Consider the following 19,271-nt stretch of genomic DNA (forward strand, 5'->3'; position numbering starts at 1 on the left):
CGCTTTTTCAGCCGATCGCTATGCCTGTCGTCAGAAGCCGCAGGCCGGCTCCGCCAGCCCGGTGGCGCCGGGTCGCAGCGCGAACAGGCCGCCGGCGCCCGGCGCGGTCGCGGCGCCTTCCGCCGCGTCGGGATCGAAGCCGATCGCCGCCACCATCTGCCGCGGCAGCGCCACCGCGCCGGTCGTGATCAGCAGCGTCGCATGATCGGCGCCGCCGAACGCGCAGCTCGTGACGAACGGCGCCGTCACCCGGACGCGCAGCAGCAGCGACCCGCCCGGCGAATAGCGGCGCACTTCCGAGGTCAGCGGGATCGCGACCCAGAGGCAGCCCTCGGCATCGACGCAGAGCCCGTCGGCCCACCCCTCGCCCACCGCGAAGTTGAGCACGGTGCGGCGATTGGCCAAGGTGCCGGCCGCGCCGTCGAAGTCGAACGCGTCGACCCGGCCGGTCGGCGAATCGACTAGGTAGAAGATGGCGCCGTCGGGGCTCCAGCCGATGCCGTTGCCGATCGTCAGCCCTTCGAGGACACGGGCGCAGCGCCCGTCGCCGTCGAGCCGGTAGAGCGCGCCGCCGCCAAGCGACAGCGCCGCATCGACTGTCCCGGCCCAGACGCGGCCCTGGGGATCGCACGCCGCCTCGTTGATGCGGACCGACGACGGGTCCGCGTCGATCGTCGCCAGCGGCCGCTCGCCGCCGTCCGCGTCGAGCAGCGTGAAGGCGCAGCCTTCGGCGAGCAGCAGGCCGCCGGAACGGCGCGGCAGCGCCGCCGCGGTCGGGCGGCCGCGCCGGATCGTCCGGCGGACGCTCCAGTCGCCGTCGAGCGCGATGATCTCGCCGCTGACATTGTCGAGGCACCAGAAAACCTGGCCGCGCTCGTCCCAGACCGGGGCTTCGGCGATCGCCGCCTTCCAGTCGTGGACCAGCGGGGCGTCGACGGCCGGAACCGGAGCGCTCACCACATGCCCTTCGCGAGGGGCGGCGCGGCGCGATGGTCGCCATTGGTGTCGAACCAGGGCAGGTCGGCGAGCAGGTGGCGTTCGGCAGCGCGCGGATCGCGCACGATCGACGGCACCGCATCGATCGCCAGCACCTCGCGCCCCGCCGCGCCATAGGGTGGCCAGGCGATCGATGCGGGCCGGGGCGCACCGCCGGCCGCGAAGCTCGACCAGCTTTGGCGGATCAGCGCCGACACCGCCGTCGAGCCGGCATCGACCGGGACCATGCTGGGCACCCGCGCCATCGTCCCGAACGCCAGCGGCACCGACAGCCCGTGCGGGACTCCGAACCTGCCGCCCATGATCGGCGTCGGCCATTCGAGGCTATACACCCAGGTCGGCGCGCTCGCGCCCGCGGCGCGGAGATTGGCGACATAGATCGACGAGCGGACGATCAGGAACTCGCTCATCACCGCGAAGAACACGTCGGCCGGGCTCTTGGCCGGATAGAGCCGGCGATAACCGGCCACCAGCGCCGCCATGTCGCCCGGAAACATCTTCGCCAGCGCGGCCCGCAGCCCGTCCCAGTCGAGCGCGAAGATCGGCGGGGAACCGACCAGGATCGTCGCCTCGTCGCGGCTGGTGCCGATGATCATCGGCACGTCGCGGCTGACCGCCGGCACGCCCTCTGCAAAGGGATGGTGCGGAAGGCTGCCGCCGATCACCGGCAGGAATTTGCGCGCCCATCCGTCGCCGAGCGCGGACACGCCGTCGAGGATCGCCTGCGTCGGCAGGTCGAGCAACCGCTGCGGATCGCGGCCGACGCCCAGCGTGTCGAGCAGCGCGTTCGCCGCCTCCGCCGCCTGGGCTCGCTCCATGCCCCAGACCAGCACCCCGCTCTGGGCGATCGCGCCATGGAACAGGCCCCGCGCCTCGGGCATCGCCATCAGCGCGCAGACCTTCGCCCCGCCGCCGGACTCGCCGAAGATCGCGACGCGATCGGGATCGCCGCCGAACGCTCGGATGTTGCGACGAATCCACTTCAGCGCATCGACGATGTCGAGCATCCCGACATTGCCCGAATCGGCGAAGGCCGGATCGAGATGGCCGAGCGACAGATAGCCGAACACGCCGAGGCGATGGTTGACCGTCACCACCACGACGCCGTTCTCGGCGGCCAGCACCTGCCCGTCGCTCGCGTTGATGCTGCCCGATCCCTCGCGGAAGCCGCCGCCGTGCAGCCAGACCAGCACCGGCCGCGCCGCGCCGGGATCGGCCTCGGGCGTCCAGATGTTGAGCCGCAGGCAGTCCTCGCCCGCGGGCGCCGGATCGGTGAACGAGGCCCAGGGGCCCGCATCGGGGGCCGGCAGGCCGATCTGCGGCGAATGCTTGCCGGGTTGCGGAGCGCGGTCACCGAAGTCCCGGAAGTCGCGCACGCCGGGCCAGGGCTGCGGCGGCGCGGCGCGGCTGAAGCGCGCATGCCCGCCGACCGGCGCGCCGTAGCGCAACCCCTTGAACGTCGCGACGCCGCCGGCGCGCGCACCGCGCGCCAGCCCCTCGCTGGTCCGCACGACCGGCGCGGCCGAAGCGCCCTCCGCCGTCCGGCGGCCCGCCGATGCCGATCCGTGCATCCACCCCAGTCCGGCGATCGATGCCAAGAGAAAGTCCCGCCGCTGCATCGATCCTCTCCTCATCCGGTTCCGAACCGCCTCAGGCCGCCAGACGGAACGCCTTGGCGACGATCTTCCACTCGGCCCCGAACCGCACGAAGGACAGGATATCCTCGAAGCTGTGACCGCTCCATTGATGCGCCTCGACCACCGCCGAGGCGATCCCGTCGAGAAGCTGGATCGATCGGATCGAGGCCGCGATGTCGGGCGACGGCCCCGCCCCGTCGACGAAGGCGAACAGCATCTCGATCGGCCCTGCGAACTTGTCCGGCCCCAGGAAGCCGCAGATCGTCGCCTCTTCGGAAAAGACCTGCCGCATCGGGCCGCTGTCGCCGGCCCGCGCGCCGTCGACATAGAGCCCGATCAGACGCGCGATCTCCGCATAATCGCCAAAGCCGTGGGACAGGTCGGTCATAGGAACTCTCCATCGATGCCGCACGATCCGCGAGCCCCAACGGGTCGCCAATCATTGACTGAATGATCATTTAATAAATCCGCTATCTCGACGGAGTCAATAATGCTTGACGACGATCGCGATCCGCCCCTCCATACTGGACCGTAACCAAGGCGAGCGGAAAGCCGGTACGATAAAAACCGCGCGCCGGCGGTTCGGCCTCTTGACAGGAAATGGAGGAGATATTCTATTAAATGAACATTCAGTTTATCCCATCTAGCGAGACGCATCTGAAACAGGAGACGATATGACGTCGGCGGTCGACCTGCTGATCGTCGGCGGCGGCATCAACGGCGCGGGCATCGCCCGCGACGCGGCCGGGCGCGGGCTGTCGACGATGCTCGTCGAGCAGGACGACCTCGCCGCCCACACCTCCTCGGCCAGCACCAAGCTGATCCATGGCGGGCTGCGCTACCTGGAATATCACGAGTTCCGGCTGGTACGGGAATCGCTGCAGGAGCGCGAGCGGCTGATGGCGATCGCCCCGCACCTGATCGCGCCGCTCGACTTCTTCCTGCCGCATGCCGCCGGGCAGCGACCCGCCTGGATGATCCGCGCCGGGCTGTTCTTGTACGATCATCTCGCGCGCCGGCGCCGGCTGCCCGGGTCGCGCGCCGTCACCGCCCCGCACCATCCGGGCTTCGCCGTGCTCAAGCCGGGCTATCGCCGCGGCTTCACCTATGCCGACTGCCGGGTCGACGACAGCCGGCTGGTCGTGCTCAACGCGCTCGACGCCGCCGAGCGCGGCGCGTCGATCCGCTCCTATACCCGACTGCTGTCGGCGCGGCGGGCAGGGTCGGTCTGGCGGGCCGAGATCGAGGATCGCGCCTCGGGCGCACGGACGGCCGTCGCCGCCCGCGCGATCGTCAACGCCGCCGGGCCCTGGGTCAGCGAACTGCTCGAGGCGCGCCTCGGCCGGCACGACGCCGGCCGCATCCGCCTGGTCAAGGGCAGCCACATCATCGTCCCGCGCCGCTTCGAGGGCGACTATGCCTTCATCCTGCAGAACCCCGACGGCCGCATCCTGTTCGCCATCCCCTATCAGGACCGCTTCACCCTGATCGGCACGACCGACATCCCCTATGACGGGCATCCGGCCGACGTCGCCATCTCGGAAGAGGAGGTCGCCTATCTCTGCGCGAACATCTCGGGCTATTTCCGAACGCCGGTGACGCCGGCCGACGTCGTCCACAGCTTTTCCGGATTGCGCGCCCTCCACGACGACGGAGCCACCAACGCCTCGGCGGTCACGCGCGATTACCTCCTCACCCTCGACGGCGGCGGCGAGGAACCGCCGCTGCTGTCGGTGTTCGGCGGCAAGATCACCACCTACCGCCGCCTCGCCGAGCATGCGATGGCGAAGCTGCTGCCCGCGCTCGGCCGTCCGCTCATACCGGGCTGGTCCGGGCGGGCGCCGCTGCCCGGCGGCGACATGGGCGACGGACGGTTCGATCTCTGGTCGGACGAGCTCGTCGCGCGCCACCCCGGACTGCCGCCCGCGCTGCTGCGCCGCCTCGGCAAGGCCTATGGGACGCGGGTCGAGACGCTGCTCGGCGGTGCCGCGACGATCGACGACCTCGGCGCGGACCTTGGCGGCGGCCTGACCGAGGCCGAAGTCGACTATCTCGCCGTCCATGAATGGGCGCGGCAGCCCGACGACATCCTCTGGCGGCGCTCGAAGCTCGGCCTGCACGTCCCGCCCGGCACCGCCGCGCGCGTCGCGCAGCGGCTGGGCCGCGAAGCCGCGCCGCCGGTTCCGCAGCAGGGGAAGAACCCATGACCCAGTTCGTCGGCGCGATCGACCAGGGCACGACCAGCTCGCGTTTCATCGTCTTCGATCGGCACGGCGCGATCCTCGCCGTCGCGCAGAAGGAGCATCGCCAGATCTATCCCTCGCCGGGCTGGGTCGAACATGACCCGCTGGAGATATTGGCGAACACGCAGGAGGTGATCGGCGCCGCGCTGGCCCGCGCCAACCTGACCGCGGCGGACCTCGCCGGCGTCGGCATCACCAACCAGCGCGAGACCAGCCTGTTGTGGGACCGCGAGACCGGCCGGCCGCTGTGCAATGCGCTGGTCTGGATGGACACGCGCACCGACGAGCTGGTGCAGCATTATCGTCGCGACGGCGGGCAGGACCGGTTCCGCGACAAGACCGGCCTGCCGCTGGCGACCTATTTCTCCGCGCTCAAGCTGCGCTGGATCCTCGACAATGTCGACGGCGCCCGCACGCAGGCGGAATCGGGCCGGGCGCTGTTCGGCACGATCGACAGCTGGCTGGCGTGGAACCTCACCGGCGGCCCCGAGGGCGGCGTCCACCTCACCGACGTCACCAACGCCAGCCGCACCATGCTGATGGACCTCGCGACCTGCGCCTGGGACGACGAGCTGCTCGCGACCTTCGGCATCCCGCGCGCCTGCCTGCCGCGGATCGTCGCCTCGTCCGCCCTGCACGGCACGATCCGGACGCCGCCGCTCGACGGCGCCCGCCTCGCCGGCATCCTCGGCGACCAGCAGGCGGCGCTGGTCGGCCAGGCCTGCTTCGCGCCGGGCGAGGCGAAGAACACCTACGGCACCGGCTCCTTCCTGCTGATGAACACCGGCACCGAGCCCGTCCGCTCGAAGGCCGGGCTGCTCACCACCCTCGCCTACCGGTTCGGCGACGAGCCGCCCCGCTATGCGCTGGAGGGGGCGATCGCGATCACCGGCGCGCTCGTCCAGTGGCTGCGCGACAATCTCGGCCTGTTCGACTCCGCGCCCGAGATCGAGGCGCTCGCCCGATCGGTCCCAGACAATGGCGACGTCTACATCGTCCCGGCCTTTTCCGGCCTCTACGCCCCCTATTGGGACGACAGCGCGCGCGGCGTGATCGCCGGCCTCACCCGCTTCTCGAACCGCGGCCACATTGCCCGCGCGGCGCTTGAGGCGACCGCCTATCAGCTCTGCGACGTCGTCGCGGCGATGGAAGCCGACAGCGGCATCCGGCTTGCCACGCTCAAGACCGACGGCGGCATGGTCGCCAACGAGCTGCTGATGCAATTCCAGGCCGACATGCTCGGCGCGCCGGTGGTCCGCCCGCGGATCACCGAGACGACCGCGCTCGGCGCCGCCTATGCGGCGGGGCTGGCGGTCGGCTACTGGTCGGGCACGCAGGAGCTGCGCGACAATTGGGGCGTCGACGCGACCTGGCGGCCCGCCATGCCGGCCGAGCTGCGCGCACACCACCAGCGTTCGTGGAAGAAGGCGATCGGCAAGTCGCTCGGCTGGATCGATCGGCCGCAGGCCGCAGCGGACGACGCCGCGTGAACATATTCCTCGGGGAATTGCTGGGCACCGCCGCGCTGATCCTGTTCGGCAACGGGGTCGTCGCCGGGGCGCTGCTCAAGGCGTCGAAGGCGGAGAATGCCGGATGGATGGTGATCACCGCCGGCTGGGCCTTCGCCGTGTTCGTCGGCATCGTCGTCGCCAAGGCGTGCGGCAGCGCGGCCGCCTATCTCAACCCCGCCTTCGCGATCGGCATGGCGATCCGGCACGGCGACTGGACCGGCATCCCGCAGGCGATCGCCGGCGAGTTGCTCGGCGCGATGCTCGGCGCCGCGCTCGTCTTCCTGCACTATCTTCCGCACTGGCGCGGCACCGCCGACCCGGCGATCAAGCGTGCGGCCTTCTGCACCGCGCCGGCGCTCCGCGACGTCAAGGCGAACCTGATGAGCGAGATCATCGGCACCTTCGCGCTGACCTTCGCGATCGGCGCGATGTTCTCCCCGGCGGTCGCGCCGCACGGCATGGCCGACGGCGTCGCACCCTATCTGGTCGCGGTGATCGTCTGGGCGATTGGCCTGTCCCTGGGCGGAACCACCGGCTATGCGATCAATCCGGCGCGCGACCTCGGCCCGCGCATCGCCCATGCGCTGCTGCCCATTCCGGGCAAGGGCGACTCCGACTGGCGCTATGCCCCCGTCCCGGTGCTCGGCCCCGTCATCGGCGCCGCGCTGGCCGGTCTCGCCTTGTCCCGCATCGGGGCATGAGGGCTGTATAACCTACTGAATGAACGATCACTCATGGACGCGACGCTATTCTCTGGCATATGGGCCACGGGATATCGCATGGGCGTTCGGGCACGGGCATCCGCCCGGGCGGAATCCTGAAGAACTGGAAGAGATGGATTGTCGAAATCCATGCCCCTTATGGAGCGTTCAATGGACGTAGAAGACGGAACCAAAGCCGCTATCATCGAAGCGTCCATCAAGCTCTTCTACAACAAGGGCTATCGCGGCACGTCTATGCCGGATATCGCCAGCGAATGCGGCATCACGCCGGCGGCGATCTATTATCATTTCAAGAACAAGGAGCAGGTCCTCTGGTCCTGCTATGAGAACCTCGTCGAGGAACTGAACGAGCGGGTCATCAAGGAGGTCAACAAATTCGACGACCCCAAGGCCAAGCTCGAACGGTTCATCGAGATCGTCTTCAACATATGGTTCGACCGGCCCGAGCTCTCGCTGCTCCAGGCGGGACCGATCGCCGATCTCTCGGCCAAGCGGACCTTCCAGTACAAGGTGCATCGGGCCAACTGGTTCAAGTTCGTCTACGACCTCATCGCCGAGCTGGGCGGCTCCTTCCGCTCCGACGAGGAGCTGCGCTTCTCCTCGCTCATCCTGTCCAAGTCGCTGTCCTACCCCGAAACGCTGATCGGCGAATTCGGATATGACCATGAGGACGTCAGCGAGGAGGTCAAGAAGAACATACTGGTCATGCTGAAGAAGTTCTATGTCCAGGCGCTGACCGGCGAACGCTTCCCCGGATGAGCCTTTGTCGGGCCATACGGCCCGATCACAGGGAATCGGGCGCGTCCAGCCGGCCCATGGCGATATAGGTGACCAGCGAAACCAGGATGCAGCCGGTCACATAGAGATAGAACAATTCCTCCCGGCCGAGCGCGCGGGCGGCGAGCGCGATGAACTCCGCGCTGCCGCCGAACAGTGAGACGGTGACGGCATAGGGCAGGCCGACGCCCAGCGCCCGCACCGACGGCGGAAACAGCTCGGCCTTCACGATCGCGTTGATCGAGGTGTAGCCGCTGACGATCACCAGCGCCGCCAGCACGAGCGCACCGGCGATCAGCGGATCACGGACGTGCTGGAGCAGCGACAGGATCGGGATCGTCGCCACGCTGCCGAGCAGGCCAAAGCCGATCAGCAGCGGCCGGCGGCCGATCCGGTCCGACAGCGCCCCGAACAGCGGCTGGAGCGGCAGGAACAGCAGCAGCGCGAGCGTACACAGCAGGGTCGCGTCGCCGGGCGTCCAGCCGGCGCTGTTGACCAGGAACTTCTGGAGGTAGGTGGTGAAGGTGTAGAAGGCGACCGTGCCGCCGACCGTCATCCCGACGACGATCGCGACCGCGCGGGGATGCTCGCGCAGCAGCCGCCCCACCCCGCCCTTGCGATCGGCATGGGCGAAGGCGCCGGTCTCCTCCAGCCCGCGCCGCATCGCCAGGGCGACCAGCGCCAGCACACCGCCGACCGCGAACGGGATGCGCCACCCCCATTGCGCGAGGCTGGCGGGGTCGAGCAGCGCCTGGAGCAGCAGCAGCAGCGCCAGCGCGAGAAGCTGGCCGCCGACCAGCGTCACATATTGGAAGCTCGAATAGAAGCCGCGCCGGCCGGGCGGCGCCATCTCGCTCAGATAGGTGGCGCTCGCGCCATATTCGCCGCCGACGCTCAGCCCTTGGAGGAGCCGCATCAGCAGCAGGATCGCCGGCGCCGCGATGCCGATTCGGTCATAGTCGGGCAGGACGGCGATGACGAAGGAACAGGCGCTCATCAGCAGCACCGACGTCGTCAGCGCCGCCTTGCGCCCGCGCCGGTCGGCATAGAGTCCCATCAGCCAGCCCCCGACCGGCCGCATCAGGAAGCCGGCCGCGAACACCGCCGCCGCGTTCATCAGTTCGGTCGTGCGATCCTCGGCGGGAAAGAAGCGCGCCGCGAAATAGAGGCTGAACGCCGCATAGACATACCAGTCGTACCATTCGACCAGATTGCCGATCGAGCCGCCAACGATCGACTTGAGCGGCGATGCCGGCGCCGGAACCCTGACCTCGTCGCCCGCGTCCGAACGGGCCTGCATCCCGGTCACCGCCGGGCCGCCATCGGCAGCGCTTCCGGCTCGATCCCGGTGATCGACCGGTAGATCCCCGGATCGGTGGCGCCTTCGGTGTTGAACAGCAGCACGTCCGCATCGGCGCCGAGGCCAAGCAGGCGGCGGGCCTCCGCGTCGTCCGCCACCCTGAGCAGCGCAGCGAGGCCGACGCCGCCGCTCTCGCCCGCGACGATGGCCGGATCGCCACCGACCGGACACGCGAGGCGTCGCATCGCCTCCGCGGCATCCTCCTCCCCGACGGTCATGAAGGCATGGGCCGTGCGGGCGAGGATGCGCCACGCGACCGGCGACGGTTCGTAGCATTCGAGCATCGCCATCAGGGTAGGCTCGCCATGGGGGATCGGCCCGGCCACGCCGCGCCGCGCGCTTTCGAGAAGGCAGGCCGCCCGGTCGGGCTCGACGACGACGATCCGGGGCATGGCATCGCCGCAGACGTCGGACAGATGCGCCGCGATCGCCGCCGCAACCCCGCCGACGCCTGCCTGGATGAAGACATGGCTGGGCGGCGCGGGCGCCGCGTCGAGCACCTCGTGCAGCATCGCCGTATAGCCCTGCATCACCCGGAGCGGGGTCGCCTCATAGCCGGGCCAGGAGGTGTCCGACACCACCGGCCAGCCGTTCTCCGAACAGACGCGCAACGCATGGGCGACAGAATCGTCGTAGCTGCCCTCGACCCGCACCGTCGTCGCGCCGAGCGCGGCGATCGCCGCCTCGCGCTCGGCCGACACGCCCCTGTGGAGGAAGATGACCGCCCGCGCGCCGATCAGCCGCGCGCCCGCCGCGACCGAGCGGCCATGGTTGCCGTCGGTGGCGCAGCCGACGGTGACGCCCGCCGCGATCCGTCGCACCTCGGGCGTCATCAGCATCGCCGGGTCGATCGGCCGGCCCAGCGCCCGTTCGGCCATCTCGGCGATGATCCGGATCACGGCATAGGCGCCGCCGAGCGCCTTGAAGCTGCCGAGCCCTAGCCGCGCGCCCTCGTCCTTGATCCGCAGCCCGCCGATGCCGAGCGAGGCGGCGAGCGCCGGCAGCCGCCGCAGCGGCGTCGGTGCATAATCGGGGCACAGGCGCAGATAGGACAAGACCTGCGCGGGCGCCGCCCGCCCCAACATGTACCGATCCATTTCCGAAATAGATCGATTCTTTTCTGGAAGTTCATTCAGCAATATCATTAGTGACATCTCTTTGTTTATTTGAGACATCCTAGATAATTACCGGATATATTTGCTCTCTAATTTAGAAGCATTTGATCAAATTAATTTCGCACCATGGTCCTCGCGCGAGATCGTCATCGTCATGCCGTCCCATGCCTGTCCGTCGATCCGCACGGCACCGGGCGTGATCGCGCCGGGCACGAAGCCGAGCCGCGTGTAGAGCGCGATAGCGCGCCGATTGTGGGTGTAGACGTTGAGGTCGACCCGCCCGATCGCCGGATCGGCGAAGAGCTCGCGCAGCAGCGCGTCGAGCATCGATCCGCCCAGCCCCTCGCCACGCCGTGCGGGTGCGATCGCGATGCGCGCCAGCCGCGCGCGGCCCGCGGCCCAGTCATAGACCGCCTGGCCGTGGCCGACCATCGCGTCCCCCCGCCAGGCCGACCAGCACCGCCGCTGCGGCGGCACCATGTCGCCTTCGGCGAGCATCGCCGTGAACTGCACGGCGGTGAGCGGCCAGGCGACCTGCGGGCCGCCCCACAGCACCGCCTCCTCCGGGCTCGCGAACCAGCCCGCCAGCGCGTCGAAATCCGCCGGCACGAACGAAAGCAGACGCAGCCCGGTCATGATCGCGGGCTCGCCATCGTCAGCAGCCGACGGGGATTGTCGACGAGGATGTGGCGGATATCCTCCTCCCCCACCCCGGCCGCGCGCAGCTTCGGGAGGATATGGTTGTGGAGCGTGGCATAGCCGCCCCCGCCATAATGGCGCAGCCCGACCTTGTTGCAGATGTCGAGCGACAGCAGGATCTGGTCGCGATGGCCGTGCGCCACCGCCCAGGCGATCCCGGCGACGAGTGCGCCGACGTCGCCGACCGGCGACTGGTTCGGATAATATTGCAGCCGGTAATCGGCCTGGAGCGTCACGCCCCGCGCCAGCGCCATCTGCAGCAGCGCGCGATCGGCGAGGATATAGTCGGCATGACCGATGATCACCCTATGGAGATCGGCCCCCTCCTCCGCGACGACGCGCAGATAGCCGATCCAGGGATCGACCCCGTGGAGGCTCAGCGCCGCGCCGGTCCGCCGGCTCGCCCGCGCGGCAGCGCGCAGCACCTTCAGCTCGGCCGCGTCGTAGATATCGCCCGGATCGACCGCGTCGCGCTCGGCCACCGGCAGCGCCAGCAGGCGCTTGCGCGCGGCGCCCGATCGGGCGCGGACCTCCTCGTCGGAGGGGGCGCTCCCGGCCGGAATCCGGATCGACCGGCTGTCGACCGGTATCTCCCCGATGATGCCGGCGCGGATGCCGTCGGCGCCGCCCCGCTCGACGTCACGGATCATGATCGCGGCGAGGTCGTCGACCGACATGGCGGCGACCGCGTCGGGGTGGAACGGCCAGCGATACCAGCCCGTCCCCATCACGATATTGAGCCCACTCGCCGCCGCCAGTCGCTTCAGCCGGGCGGGATCGCGCCCCAGCCCATAAGGCGTGAGGTCGACGATCGTCCGCCCGCCTGCCGCCGCGAAGGCCGCGACCTCGCGCCGCGCCAGCGCCTCGTCGTCGATCCGGTAATTGGTCCGCAGCCGCCAGTCGCGGCGCAGATCGTCGATCATGTCGAGCGTCAGATCGGGGCTGTTGAAGAAGCGCGCCTGCTCGGCGGTGCGTGGCACCGGCCAGCCAGCCTGCTGCATCCGCCGGCGTACCTCCGGGGCCACCTCGTCGGCGGAGGCGTCGGCGGGCATGTTCTCGAACCAGTCGACGAACAGATGCTCGTGCATCAGGGCCGGGCCGATCTGATCGGGGGAGACGGGGCCGGTGACGGTCATCACCTGCCCGACCGTCGACGCCGCCGCGCCGCCAACCGAGGTGCAGGCCAGCAGCAGGGCGGACAGCCCCGCCGCGAAGGCGCGCCGCCCCACCACCGGCCCGCCGCCGATCATCGGCGCGACCATTCCCAATCGAAGCGCTGGTCGGTGACGTCGTTGCGGAAGATCCGCCCGTCGGTCATCACGAAGCGGACCTTGTGGATGTCGGCGATCGCCTGGAGCGGATCGCCCGCCACCGCGACGATGTCGGCGTCCGATCCGGCGGCGAGCGTCCCGATCTGGCCGTCGAGCCGCAGCACCGTCGCCGCGACCGAGGTCGCCGCGCGGATCGCATCGAGCGGCTTCATCCCATAGTCGACCATCAGGTCGAACTCGCCATTCTGGGTGCCGTGCGGGAAGGAGCCGACATCGGTGCCGAAGCCGATCTTGACCCCGGCCTTGAGCGCCTTGCGGAAGGCGTCGCGATGGTGCGCGACGAAGCGCTTCTCGAAATCGGTGTTCTGGCGCACCGCGTAGGTGATCAGGGTCGGCACCCAATAGGTGTCCGACTTGGCGAGCGAGGCGATGTTCTGGTCGGTGAGCAGCGGACCATGCTCGATCGTCCGCACGCCGGCCGCGACCGCCGCCTCGACGGCCGGGCCGCCATAGCCGTGCGCCGCGACGTCGCGACCGTAGCGATGAGCCTCCTCGACGATCGTACGCATCTGCTGCGCGTTGAACTGGCTGAACGGCATCATCGTCACCGGATCGGTCTGCCGCCGCGTGCTCGTCACATAGACCTTGATCAGGTCCGATCCGCGCTTGATCCGCTCGCGCACCGCCGGGACGATCGCGGCGTCGCTGTCGATCATCTCCGCCGGCTGCGGGACATGCGGCTGGATCTCCGGGTTGACCAGCGGCAGGTTCATGTCGCCGCCGGTGATGGTCAGCGGCACGCCGGCGACCACCATCTGCGGCCCCGGCACGACGCCCCGCGCGATCGCGTCGCGCAGCGCGGTGTCGGAATCGAGCGCCCCCTCGTCGTCGAGGTCGCGGACCGTGGTGAAGCCGATGTTGAGCGTCTTGATCGCCGCATCGACGCCCTCGATCGTCCGGTAGGGGCTCGTCTTCCACAGGATCGAATAGGGCCAGACCTGATCCTCGTCGCGCAGGAAGAGATGGGTGTGCAGGTCGATCAGCCCCGGCATCAGCGTGACGTCGCCCAGCTCGACCGTCTCGGCGCCGGCCGGGATCGCCGCGTTGACGCCGAGGATGCACTTGCCCCGCACCACGACATAGCCGCCCCGGGTCACCTGCCCGCTCGCCGGCTCGAGGATGCGGGCGGCCCGCAGCACATAGGCCTTGTCCTCCGCCACCGGGTTCTGCTGCCCGAACGGCACCTGCGGCGGCTTCAGATTCTCGGTGCGCGCCACGCATCCCGACACCGGCTGCCCCTGCGTCTGGTTGACGTGCGGCTGGATCGCGGCGCCCGCGGGGGCTGCGGCCCCCGCGAGCAGGAGGAGGCCCGGAAGCGTCCGGCGAAGGGAAGCGAAGAGGGACGCCCGGCGGGCCATGGTGATCATCCTGTTTCTGGTCGTCATGAAGGGGTCAGGGCCGGAAGCGCAGCTTGGCACCGATGAAGAGATAGCGGCCGACAATGTCATAATTCTGGGTGTCGCTGTTGAAGATCTGGTTGGGGACGAGCGGCGCCTTGCGGTCGAACAGGTTGTTGATGCCGCCATAAAACTCGATCCGCTCGCCGACCTCCAGCCGGCCGTTCAAGTCGAAATAGTTCACCGCCGGAATATGCCGCTGGCTGATGTCCTCGACCATGCCGCCGATGCGCCGCCATTGCAGGCGGACGCCGGCATCGTCGTTGCGCCAGCCAAGGTCGACCGAGGTGCGCCATTTGGCGATGCCGCCGAAATTCTGGCTGATCCGCCCCACATAGTCCTGACCGACCGTCTTGTAGTCGCGGATATAGGTCGCGGTCCCGGCGAGATCGATCGTGCCGCTGTCGCCGAGGCCGAGCCGTTCGAGCGGCAGCGCGTAATTGGCCTGGATGTCGAGGCCCGACGTCTTCAGCGTCTGGACGTTGGCCAGCGGCAGCTCGGCGATCAGCTCGCCCGAGATACGGCGCGAGAGCAGCTGGCAGGCCGGCTGCGCGGCATAGGCAGCCGCCGTGGTCACGCCGCTGGCGAAGCAGTTGGCGATCACCCCGTTCACGCCGCCGAAGGCGCGGTTGATATAGTCGGACACCTTGATGCGGTAATAGTCGACCGACAGGCTGAGCCCCGGCGCGAAGCGCGGGGTCAGCACCGCGCCCGCGGTCAGCGTCTTCGATGTCTCCTCGCGCAGCTTGGGATTGCCGATGCTGTTGACGTCGAGCGTCGAGATGATCTGGGTGAAGCCGGCGGTGCGGGGATCGGCGAGGCCCTGGAGCTGGCAGATCGTCGCGACGGCGGCGGTCGGCGTCGGGCGCGCCGCGCCGGTCGGGGCGACGGTGGCGCAGGGATCGGAGAAGGTCTGCGCCGCGATGTCGCCGCCCTGGAACAGCTCGAACACGCTCGGCGCGCGGGTCGCACGCTGGTAGAGGCCGCGCAGCCGGAGGTCGGCGATCGGTTCCCAGCTGCCGCCGGCCTTGAAGGTGAAGACCCGGCCGACGCTCGAATAGTCGGCGTAGCGCGCGCCGGCTTCCAGCGTCAGCCGGTGGATGCCCGGCAGATCGGCCAGCACCGGCACGACCAGCTCGCCGAACAGTTCCTTGACGTCGTAGCTGCCGGCGGTCGGGAGCGACGGGTAGAAGCCCGCCAGGTCGCCGCGCCGGCGGATGTCGTCAGGCTGGTAGCGGAAGCTGTCCTTGCGATATTCGGCGCCGACCGCGACGCTGACCGCGCCCGCCGGCAGCTCGAAGATCGGGCCGGTGATCGAGGCGCTCGCCGCGTTGCGGGTGAACACGGTCTTGTCCTTGGCATTGTCGACGCTGATATAGGCGACGTCGGCGGCGGTCAGCGAATTGGGCCCGAAGAAGTCGATCAGCCGGCAGCCGAACGCCGCCACCGTGCCCGCCGGACAGCCGAGCAGCGAAGCGTTGATCCGCGACTGCGACGCGCCGCCACGGATGACGCGGGTCTGTTCCGACCGGCCATAGCCATAATAGACCTCCCACTGCCAGTCGCGGCCGAACTCGCCGCGCAGCCCTGCATTGATCTGGAGCGCATCGGTGGTGACAGTCTGCAAGCGGGGGCCCAGCTCGGTCAGCCGGCGCTGGAAGCTGGCATTGGCGGTCGGGTCGGGTCGCGCCGCCAGCATGTCGCGCGCGACCTGCGGCAGCAGCGGATTGGTCGGCGACAGCGTGCCGGCGGTCAGCGGGCTCTCGCCCTGGCGCATGTTGACTTCGTTATGGGTGAAATAGGTCTCGGCGAAGGCCTCGATCGACGAGTTGAGCTCGTAGCTGCCCAGCGCCGCCATAGACAGGCGCTCGAGCGGGATCTGCAGGAATTCCTTGTTGGAGAAATTATAGCGGTCGCCCGGCGTCGTGGCGGTCGGCAGGCTGTTGATGAAGCCGCGGATGCCGTTGCCGTCGGCGGTGAACGCATAGTCGCGCGCAGTTCCCCCGGTGCCGAGGAAGCTGCCGGCGGTCGGGTTGGGGTTGAGGCCGATATTGTCGATGCGGCCGGCGGGCGCCGTCGCCGAGCCGCCGTTGATGCTGACCCCGAAGCCCTTGCGGTCGGCCGCGCGGATCTCGCCGCGCCGGCTGAAGCCCGCGGACAGCACGACGTTGCCGCGCCCATCGTCGAAGCTCGCCCCCAGCGTCCCCTCTATCAGCCGGTTGGTGCCGTCGCCGCGATCGGAGACGCCGGTCTCGGCGCGCAGGCCCAGCCCTTCATATTTCTTGTCGAGGATGAAGTTGACGACGCCGGCCAGCGCGTCCGACCCGTAGACCGCCGACGCGCCGCCGGTGACGACCTCGACCCGTTCGAGCAGGGCCGAGGGGATGCTGTTGAGGTCGACGATGCCGAGCCCGGAGGACGGCACCATGCGGCGACCGTTGACCAGCACCAGCGTACGGCTCGGCCCGAGCTTGCGGAGGTCGACGCTGACGATGCCGTCGCCACGGTTGCTCGTCGCGTTCTGCGACGGGGCGATCTGCGGCAGGTTGTTGAGCAGGCGATCCACGGTCGGGCTGCCCGACAGCAGCAGCGCCTGGTTGGTCACCGCCGTGACGGGGCTCGACGATTTGAGGTTCGGATCGCGGACGCGCGTGCCCGTCACCACGATATCCGACGCCGCCGTGGCGGCCGGAGCCGGCGCCTCCTCCTGCGCGACGGCTGGCGTCGCCAGCGCCACGGCGCTCGCCGCGCTTAGGAATATCGCCCATCCGCGCCGTTGATCAACCGTTCGCGCAATCATCATATCGAGCCCCTATCGATTATCTTCCTTGTTCTCCCGTCGAGAACAATTCTCGTCATCGAGATGCGCCGCCGATCTTCTGGATCGGTTATTTTCGCATCGATCGAGGCTATTTGATCGCACCTTCCGAACATTATCATCAAGTTATCTGTGTTGATAGTTTCACCGACATTTTCGAACGAACTTCACTTCATCATGCAATTTGGGAAAGGAATTTTCATCGCGGCCGATCGATGCGCTGGCGGGCGATCCAGCGGGCGATGCGCCCGGCGACGGCGCGGCTGTTGTCGTCCATCATCAGCATGTGCGAATTGCCGACGACGCCCTGTCGCGGCAGGTCGATCCAGGTCGAGGATGCGTTCCCCGCCGTCCGCAGCATCGCGAAATCGCGTGCGGCACCCGCATATTGGTCGCGCCAGCCGGCGTCCTGGTCGACATGGTCGCCCCACAGATAAAGGTGCGGGATGCCGCGCAACCGGGCGGCCTGATCGCGCGACAGTGCGATCCCGCCCGAAGGCTCGACCAGGACCAGCGCCGCCACCCGATTCGGGCGAAGCAGTGCCGCCCGTTCGGCGATCGGCCCCGCCGCGCTGTGGGCGACGACGACGCACGGACAGGCGCGGTCGTAGAGCGCCGCGGTGCGCGCGACCTCCTCGTCGAGCGGCGGGCGATAGCGGGGAAAGACTTGCCGCGCGAAGGCGTCGAAGCCGGCGAGCGGAAAGCGCCCCGACGGATAGGGCCGGCGGGCGCCAGGGTCCGTCCGCCACGATCCGGGCGGGCCGATGCGGAACGTCTCCCAGAGGAAGGCCTTGTCGCGGATCGCCGGCGGCGCGGCCCCGGCGGCGAGCGGCGCGGGCGGCGTCCGCCCGGTCTGCCCGCTGTCGGCGACCAGCACCGAATAACCGGCGGCGAGGAAATCGCTTTGCCAGCCGGGCCGCCCGTCGGGCGTCGTCTCATAGGCCGCGCCCGACAATGATCCGCCGGGAATCAGCAGCAGCGGCACGAGCAGGCGCGGCCGTGCGAGCCGCACATAATGGACATAGACCTGCCCGGTCTCGATCCGCGCGCCGGGCGCTCCGTGCGGCGCCTCGCGCCCGGCGACGTAGAAATGACCGATCGCGGCGATGGCGGGCAATGCGCCCTCGCCCGCCGCCACGGCGTGCGAGCAGGCCAGGATCGCCAGGCCGATGCCCGCTCCCCTCCACAGCGACCGTCGCGATTGGCGCTCCGCCCCTTCCATCGCACCGATATGCGCCAGGGACCGACCGGCGCTCAACCGGCGATGGCGAAGCCAAATCTCTTAATTCGGCCGGAATTCCGATCAAAATTGCGCGGGGCGGCGCGCCCCTCAGTCCACCGGCATCTCGAAGCTGGTCTTCACCCGGTCCATCGCCACATAGGTACGGAACTTCTTGATGTTGGGATTGGCGAAGAACAGCCGCTTGGTGATCTCCTCATATTCGCTCATGTCCGCAACCGAGACGATGACGATGAAGTCGACCTCCCCCGTGACATAATAGCATTGCTGGATCTCGGGCGCGGCGGCGAGCGAGCGCTTGACCTGCTCGAGTTCCTCGGGTCGTTCGCTTTCGACCTCGAGCTCGACGATCACCGAGATGGGGCGACCGATCTTCGACGGCGACAGCACAGCCATGTTGGCGGTGATGATCCCGTCGGCATGCAGCCGGTGGATACGCCGATGGACCGCCGCCGCCGAGAGATTGACCTGATAGGCGATCTCCCGCTGGCTCGTCATGTTGTCGCGCTGGAGGATACGGAGGATCTTGCGATCGAAGCTATCGAGATCGGCAGCGGCCATGAACACCTCTCGCAATTTTTTTTCGCTATGACAAGCATAGTCATAGCCATCGCAGGTACCGGCGCAAAGAAATTCATCCAGGACTGAGCGATAACGGCGTGCGATCGCGGGCGAGGCGGATCATCAGGTCGGCGCGATCAGGCATTTCGGCGAGGATGTGCCGGGTCAGCCGCTCGTAGAAGCGGATGAAGCGTTCGACCTCGGCATCGCTCATCACGCCTTCGGTGTCCGTTCCGGCGGCACGTGCGAGGCCATGTTCCTGCTCGACCCGCCAGTCACGCACCGCCTCGAAACCGGGTGCCGCGAGCAGGACGAGCAGGTCGATCCGGGCGAACAGCGCCTGATAGTCGCCGGCCAGCGCAACGTTGACCGCGCGCCGCCAGCGGCCGTCCGCATCCTCCTCGCGTTCGAGATCGTTGACCGGTTCGACCAGTGCGGCCTCCGTCTCGGGCCGGGCGCCGACGCACCAGCCTTCCAGGATGAGCAGCGCGATATCGCCCGGCACAACGTCCCAGGCATCGGCGGGAGCCCGATCGTCGCGCGCCTTGTCGAAGCGAGGCAGCGCCGCCGCCCGCCCCGCGTCGAGCGCGGCGAGGATGTCGAGACCCAGCGCCACGTCATGGGTGCCGGGAACGCCGCGCACCGCGAACAGCGGGTGGACGTCGCGAGCGAGCGCCGTGCGCTCCGCCCGGGTGCGATAGAGATCGTCGATCGACAGCACCGCCGTCGCCACGCCTCCCACGCGCATGCGATCGGCGAGCGCCTCGGACAGGGTCGACTTGCCGCTGCCCTGCGCGCCGCAAATGCCGAGCACGAAAGGCCGCCGCGCCGCCTGCTTCGCCATCGCGCGTCGCACCGCCGCCT

16 protein-coding genes are annotated in these 19,271 nt (G+C 69.1%); 4 read left to right on the forward strand and 12 right to left on the reverse strand.

The features are described 5' to 3' along the window. Positions 1-30 precede the first annotated feature (30 nt). Genes B5X82_RS23675 through B5X82_RS23685 form a run of 3 tightly spaced genes read right to left on the reverse strand, consistent with a single transcriptional unit; the run spans position 31 to position 3,021 of the window. Positions 31-957, reverse strand: a complete 927-nt coding sequence (locus B5X82_RS23675) for an SMP-30/gluconolactonase/LRE family protein (protein WP_235862786.1) — start codon at positions 955-957, stop codon at positions 31-33. Further along, positions 954-2,615: a carboxylesterase/lipase family protein gene (locus tag B5X82_RS23680; protein ID WP_079650810.1), complete on the reverse strand. Its 1,662-nt coding sequence runs from the start codon at positions 2,613-2,615 to the stop codon at positions 954-956. The genes B5X82_RS23675 and B5X82_RS23680 overlap by 4 nt, the downstream gene beginning before the upstream one ends. Positions 2,616-2,646: 31 nt before the next feature. Next, positions 2,647-3,021, reverse strand: coding sequence for a nuclear transport factor 2 family protein (locus B5X82_RS23685; protein WP_079650812.1), 375 nt, complete (start codon positions 3,019-3,021; stop codon positions 2,647-2,649). Positions 3,022-3,307: 286 nt separating this feature from the next. On the opposite strand from B5X82_RS23685, the gene glpD reads away from it, so the two are divergent. From glpD to B5X82_RS23705, 4 genes are all read left to right on the forward strand, one after another. After that, positions 3,308-4,840, forward strand: coding sequence for a glycerol-3-phosphate dehydrogenase (gene glpD, locus B5X82_RS23690; RefSeq protein ID WP_079650813.1), 1,533 nt, complete (start codon positions 3,308-3,310; stop codon positions 4,838-4,840). Then, positions 4,837-6,366 carry a glycerol kinase GlpK gene (gene glpK, locus B5X82_RS23695; RefSeq protein ID WP_079650815.1) on the forward strand — a complete coding sequence of 510 codons (1,530 nt, stop codon included), beginning with the start codon at positions 4,837-4,839 and terminating at the stop codon, positions 6,364-6,366. The genes glpD and glpK overlap by 4 nt, the downstream gene beginning before the upstream one ends. Further along, entirely contained in the window at positions 6,363-7,088 is a 726-nt protein-coding gene (locus tag B5X82_RS23700) for an MIP/aquaporin family protein (protein ID WP_079650816.1), read from the forward strand. Before glpK ends, B5X82_RS23700 begins: the two co-directional genes overlap by 4 nt. Before the next feature lie 171 nt (positions 7,089-7,259). Then, a complete protein-coding gene (locus B5X82_RS23705; protein ID WP_079650818.1) occupies positions 7,260-7,868 on the forward strand; it encodes a TetR/AcrR family transcriptional regulator in 609 nt (202 codons plus the stop codon). A gap of 25 nt (positions 7,869-7,893) precedes the next feature. Here B5X82_RS23705 and B5X82_RS23710 read toward each other — a convergent pair whose 3' ends face one another. From B5X82_RS23710 to B5X82_RS23750, 9 genes are all read right to left on the reverse strand, one after another. Further along, the gene (locus B5X82_RS23710) at positions 7,894-9,186 is read right to left on the reverse strand and encodes an MFS transporter (protein ID WP_079650819.1); all 1,293 of its coding nucleotides are present in this window, start codon (positions 9,184-9,186) and stop codon (positions 7,894-7,896) included. A 5-nt stretch (positions 9,187-9,191) separates the two neighbouring features. Then, positions 9,192-10,421, reverse strand: a complete 1,230-nt coding sequence (locus B5X82_RS23715) for a diaminopropionate ammonia-lyase (protein ID WP_328588206.1) — start codon at positions 10,419-10,421, stop codon at positions 9,192-9,194. A 48-nt stretch (positions 10,422-10,469) separates the two neighbouring features. Beyond that, entirely contained in the window at positions 10,470-10,997 is a 528-nt protein-coding gene (locus B5X82_RS23720) for a GNAT family N-acetyltransferase (protein ID WP_079650823.1), read from the reverse strand. Then, positions 10,994-12,322, reverse strand: a complete 1,329-nt coding sequence (locus B5X82_RS23725; RefSeq protein WP_079650824.1) for a phosphotriesterase family protein — start codon at positions 12,320-12,322, stop codon at positions 10,994-10,996. Before B5X82_RS23725 ends, B5X82_RS23720 begins: the two co-directional genes overlap by 4 nt. Next, positions 12,307-13,749 (reverse strand): metal-dependent hydrolase family protein, encoded by a 1,443-nt coding sequence (locus tag B5X82_RS23730; RefSeq protein WP_235862788.1) that lies wholly within the window; start codon positions 13,747-13,749, stop codon positions 12,307-12,309. The genes B5X82_RS23725 and B5X82_RS23730 overlap by 16 nt, the downstream gene beginning before the upstream one ends. Positions 13,750-13,783: 34 nt before the next feature. After that, positions 13,784-16,591, reverse strand: a complete 2,808-nt coding sequence (locus B5X82_RS23735; RefSeq protein ID WP_079650827.1) for a TonB-dependent receptor domain-containing protein — start codon at positions 16,589-16,591, stop codon at positions 13,784-13,786. Positions 16,592-16,805: 214 nt separating this feature from the next. After that, the gene (locus B5X82_RS23740; protein WP_079650829.1) at positions 16,806-17,828 is read right to left on the reverse strand and encodes an alpha/beta hydrolase family protein; all 1,023 of its coding nucleotides are present in this window, start codon (positions 17,826-17,828) and stop codon (positions 16,806-16,808) included. A 108-nt stretch (positions 17,829-17,936) separates the two neighbouring features. Then, positions 17,937-18,407 (reverse strand): Lrp/AsnC family transcriptional regulator, encoded by a 471-nt coding sequence (locus B5X82_RS23745; protein WP_176152686.1) that lies wholly within the window; start codon positions 18,405-18,407, stop codon positions 17,937-17,939. Between the two features lie 73 nt (positions 18,408-18,480). After that, on the reverse strand, positions 18,481-19,251 hold the full coding sequence (locus B5X82_RS23750; RefSeq protein WP_079650847.1) for a kinase: 771 nt from the start codon (positions 19,249-19,251) through the stop codon (positions 18,481-18,483). Positions 19,252-19,271 lie beyond the last annotated feature (20 nt).

Origin of the sequence: Rhizorhabdus histidinilytica, assembly GCF_900167915.1 — a bacterium.
In the GTDB taxonomy this organism is placed as follows: domain Bacteria; phylum Pseudomonadota; class Alphaproteobacteria; order Sphingomonadales; family Sphingomonadaceae; genus Rhizorhabdus; species Rhizorhabdus histidinilytica.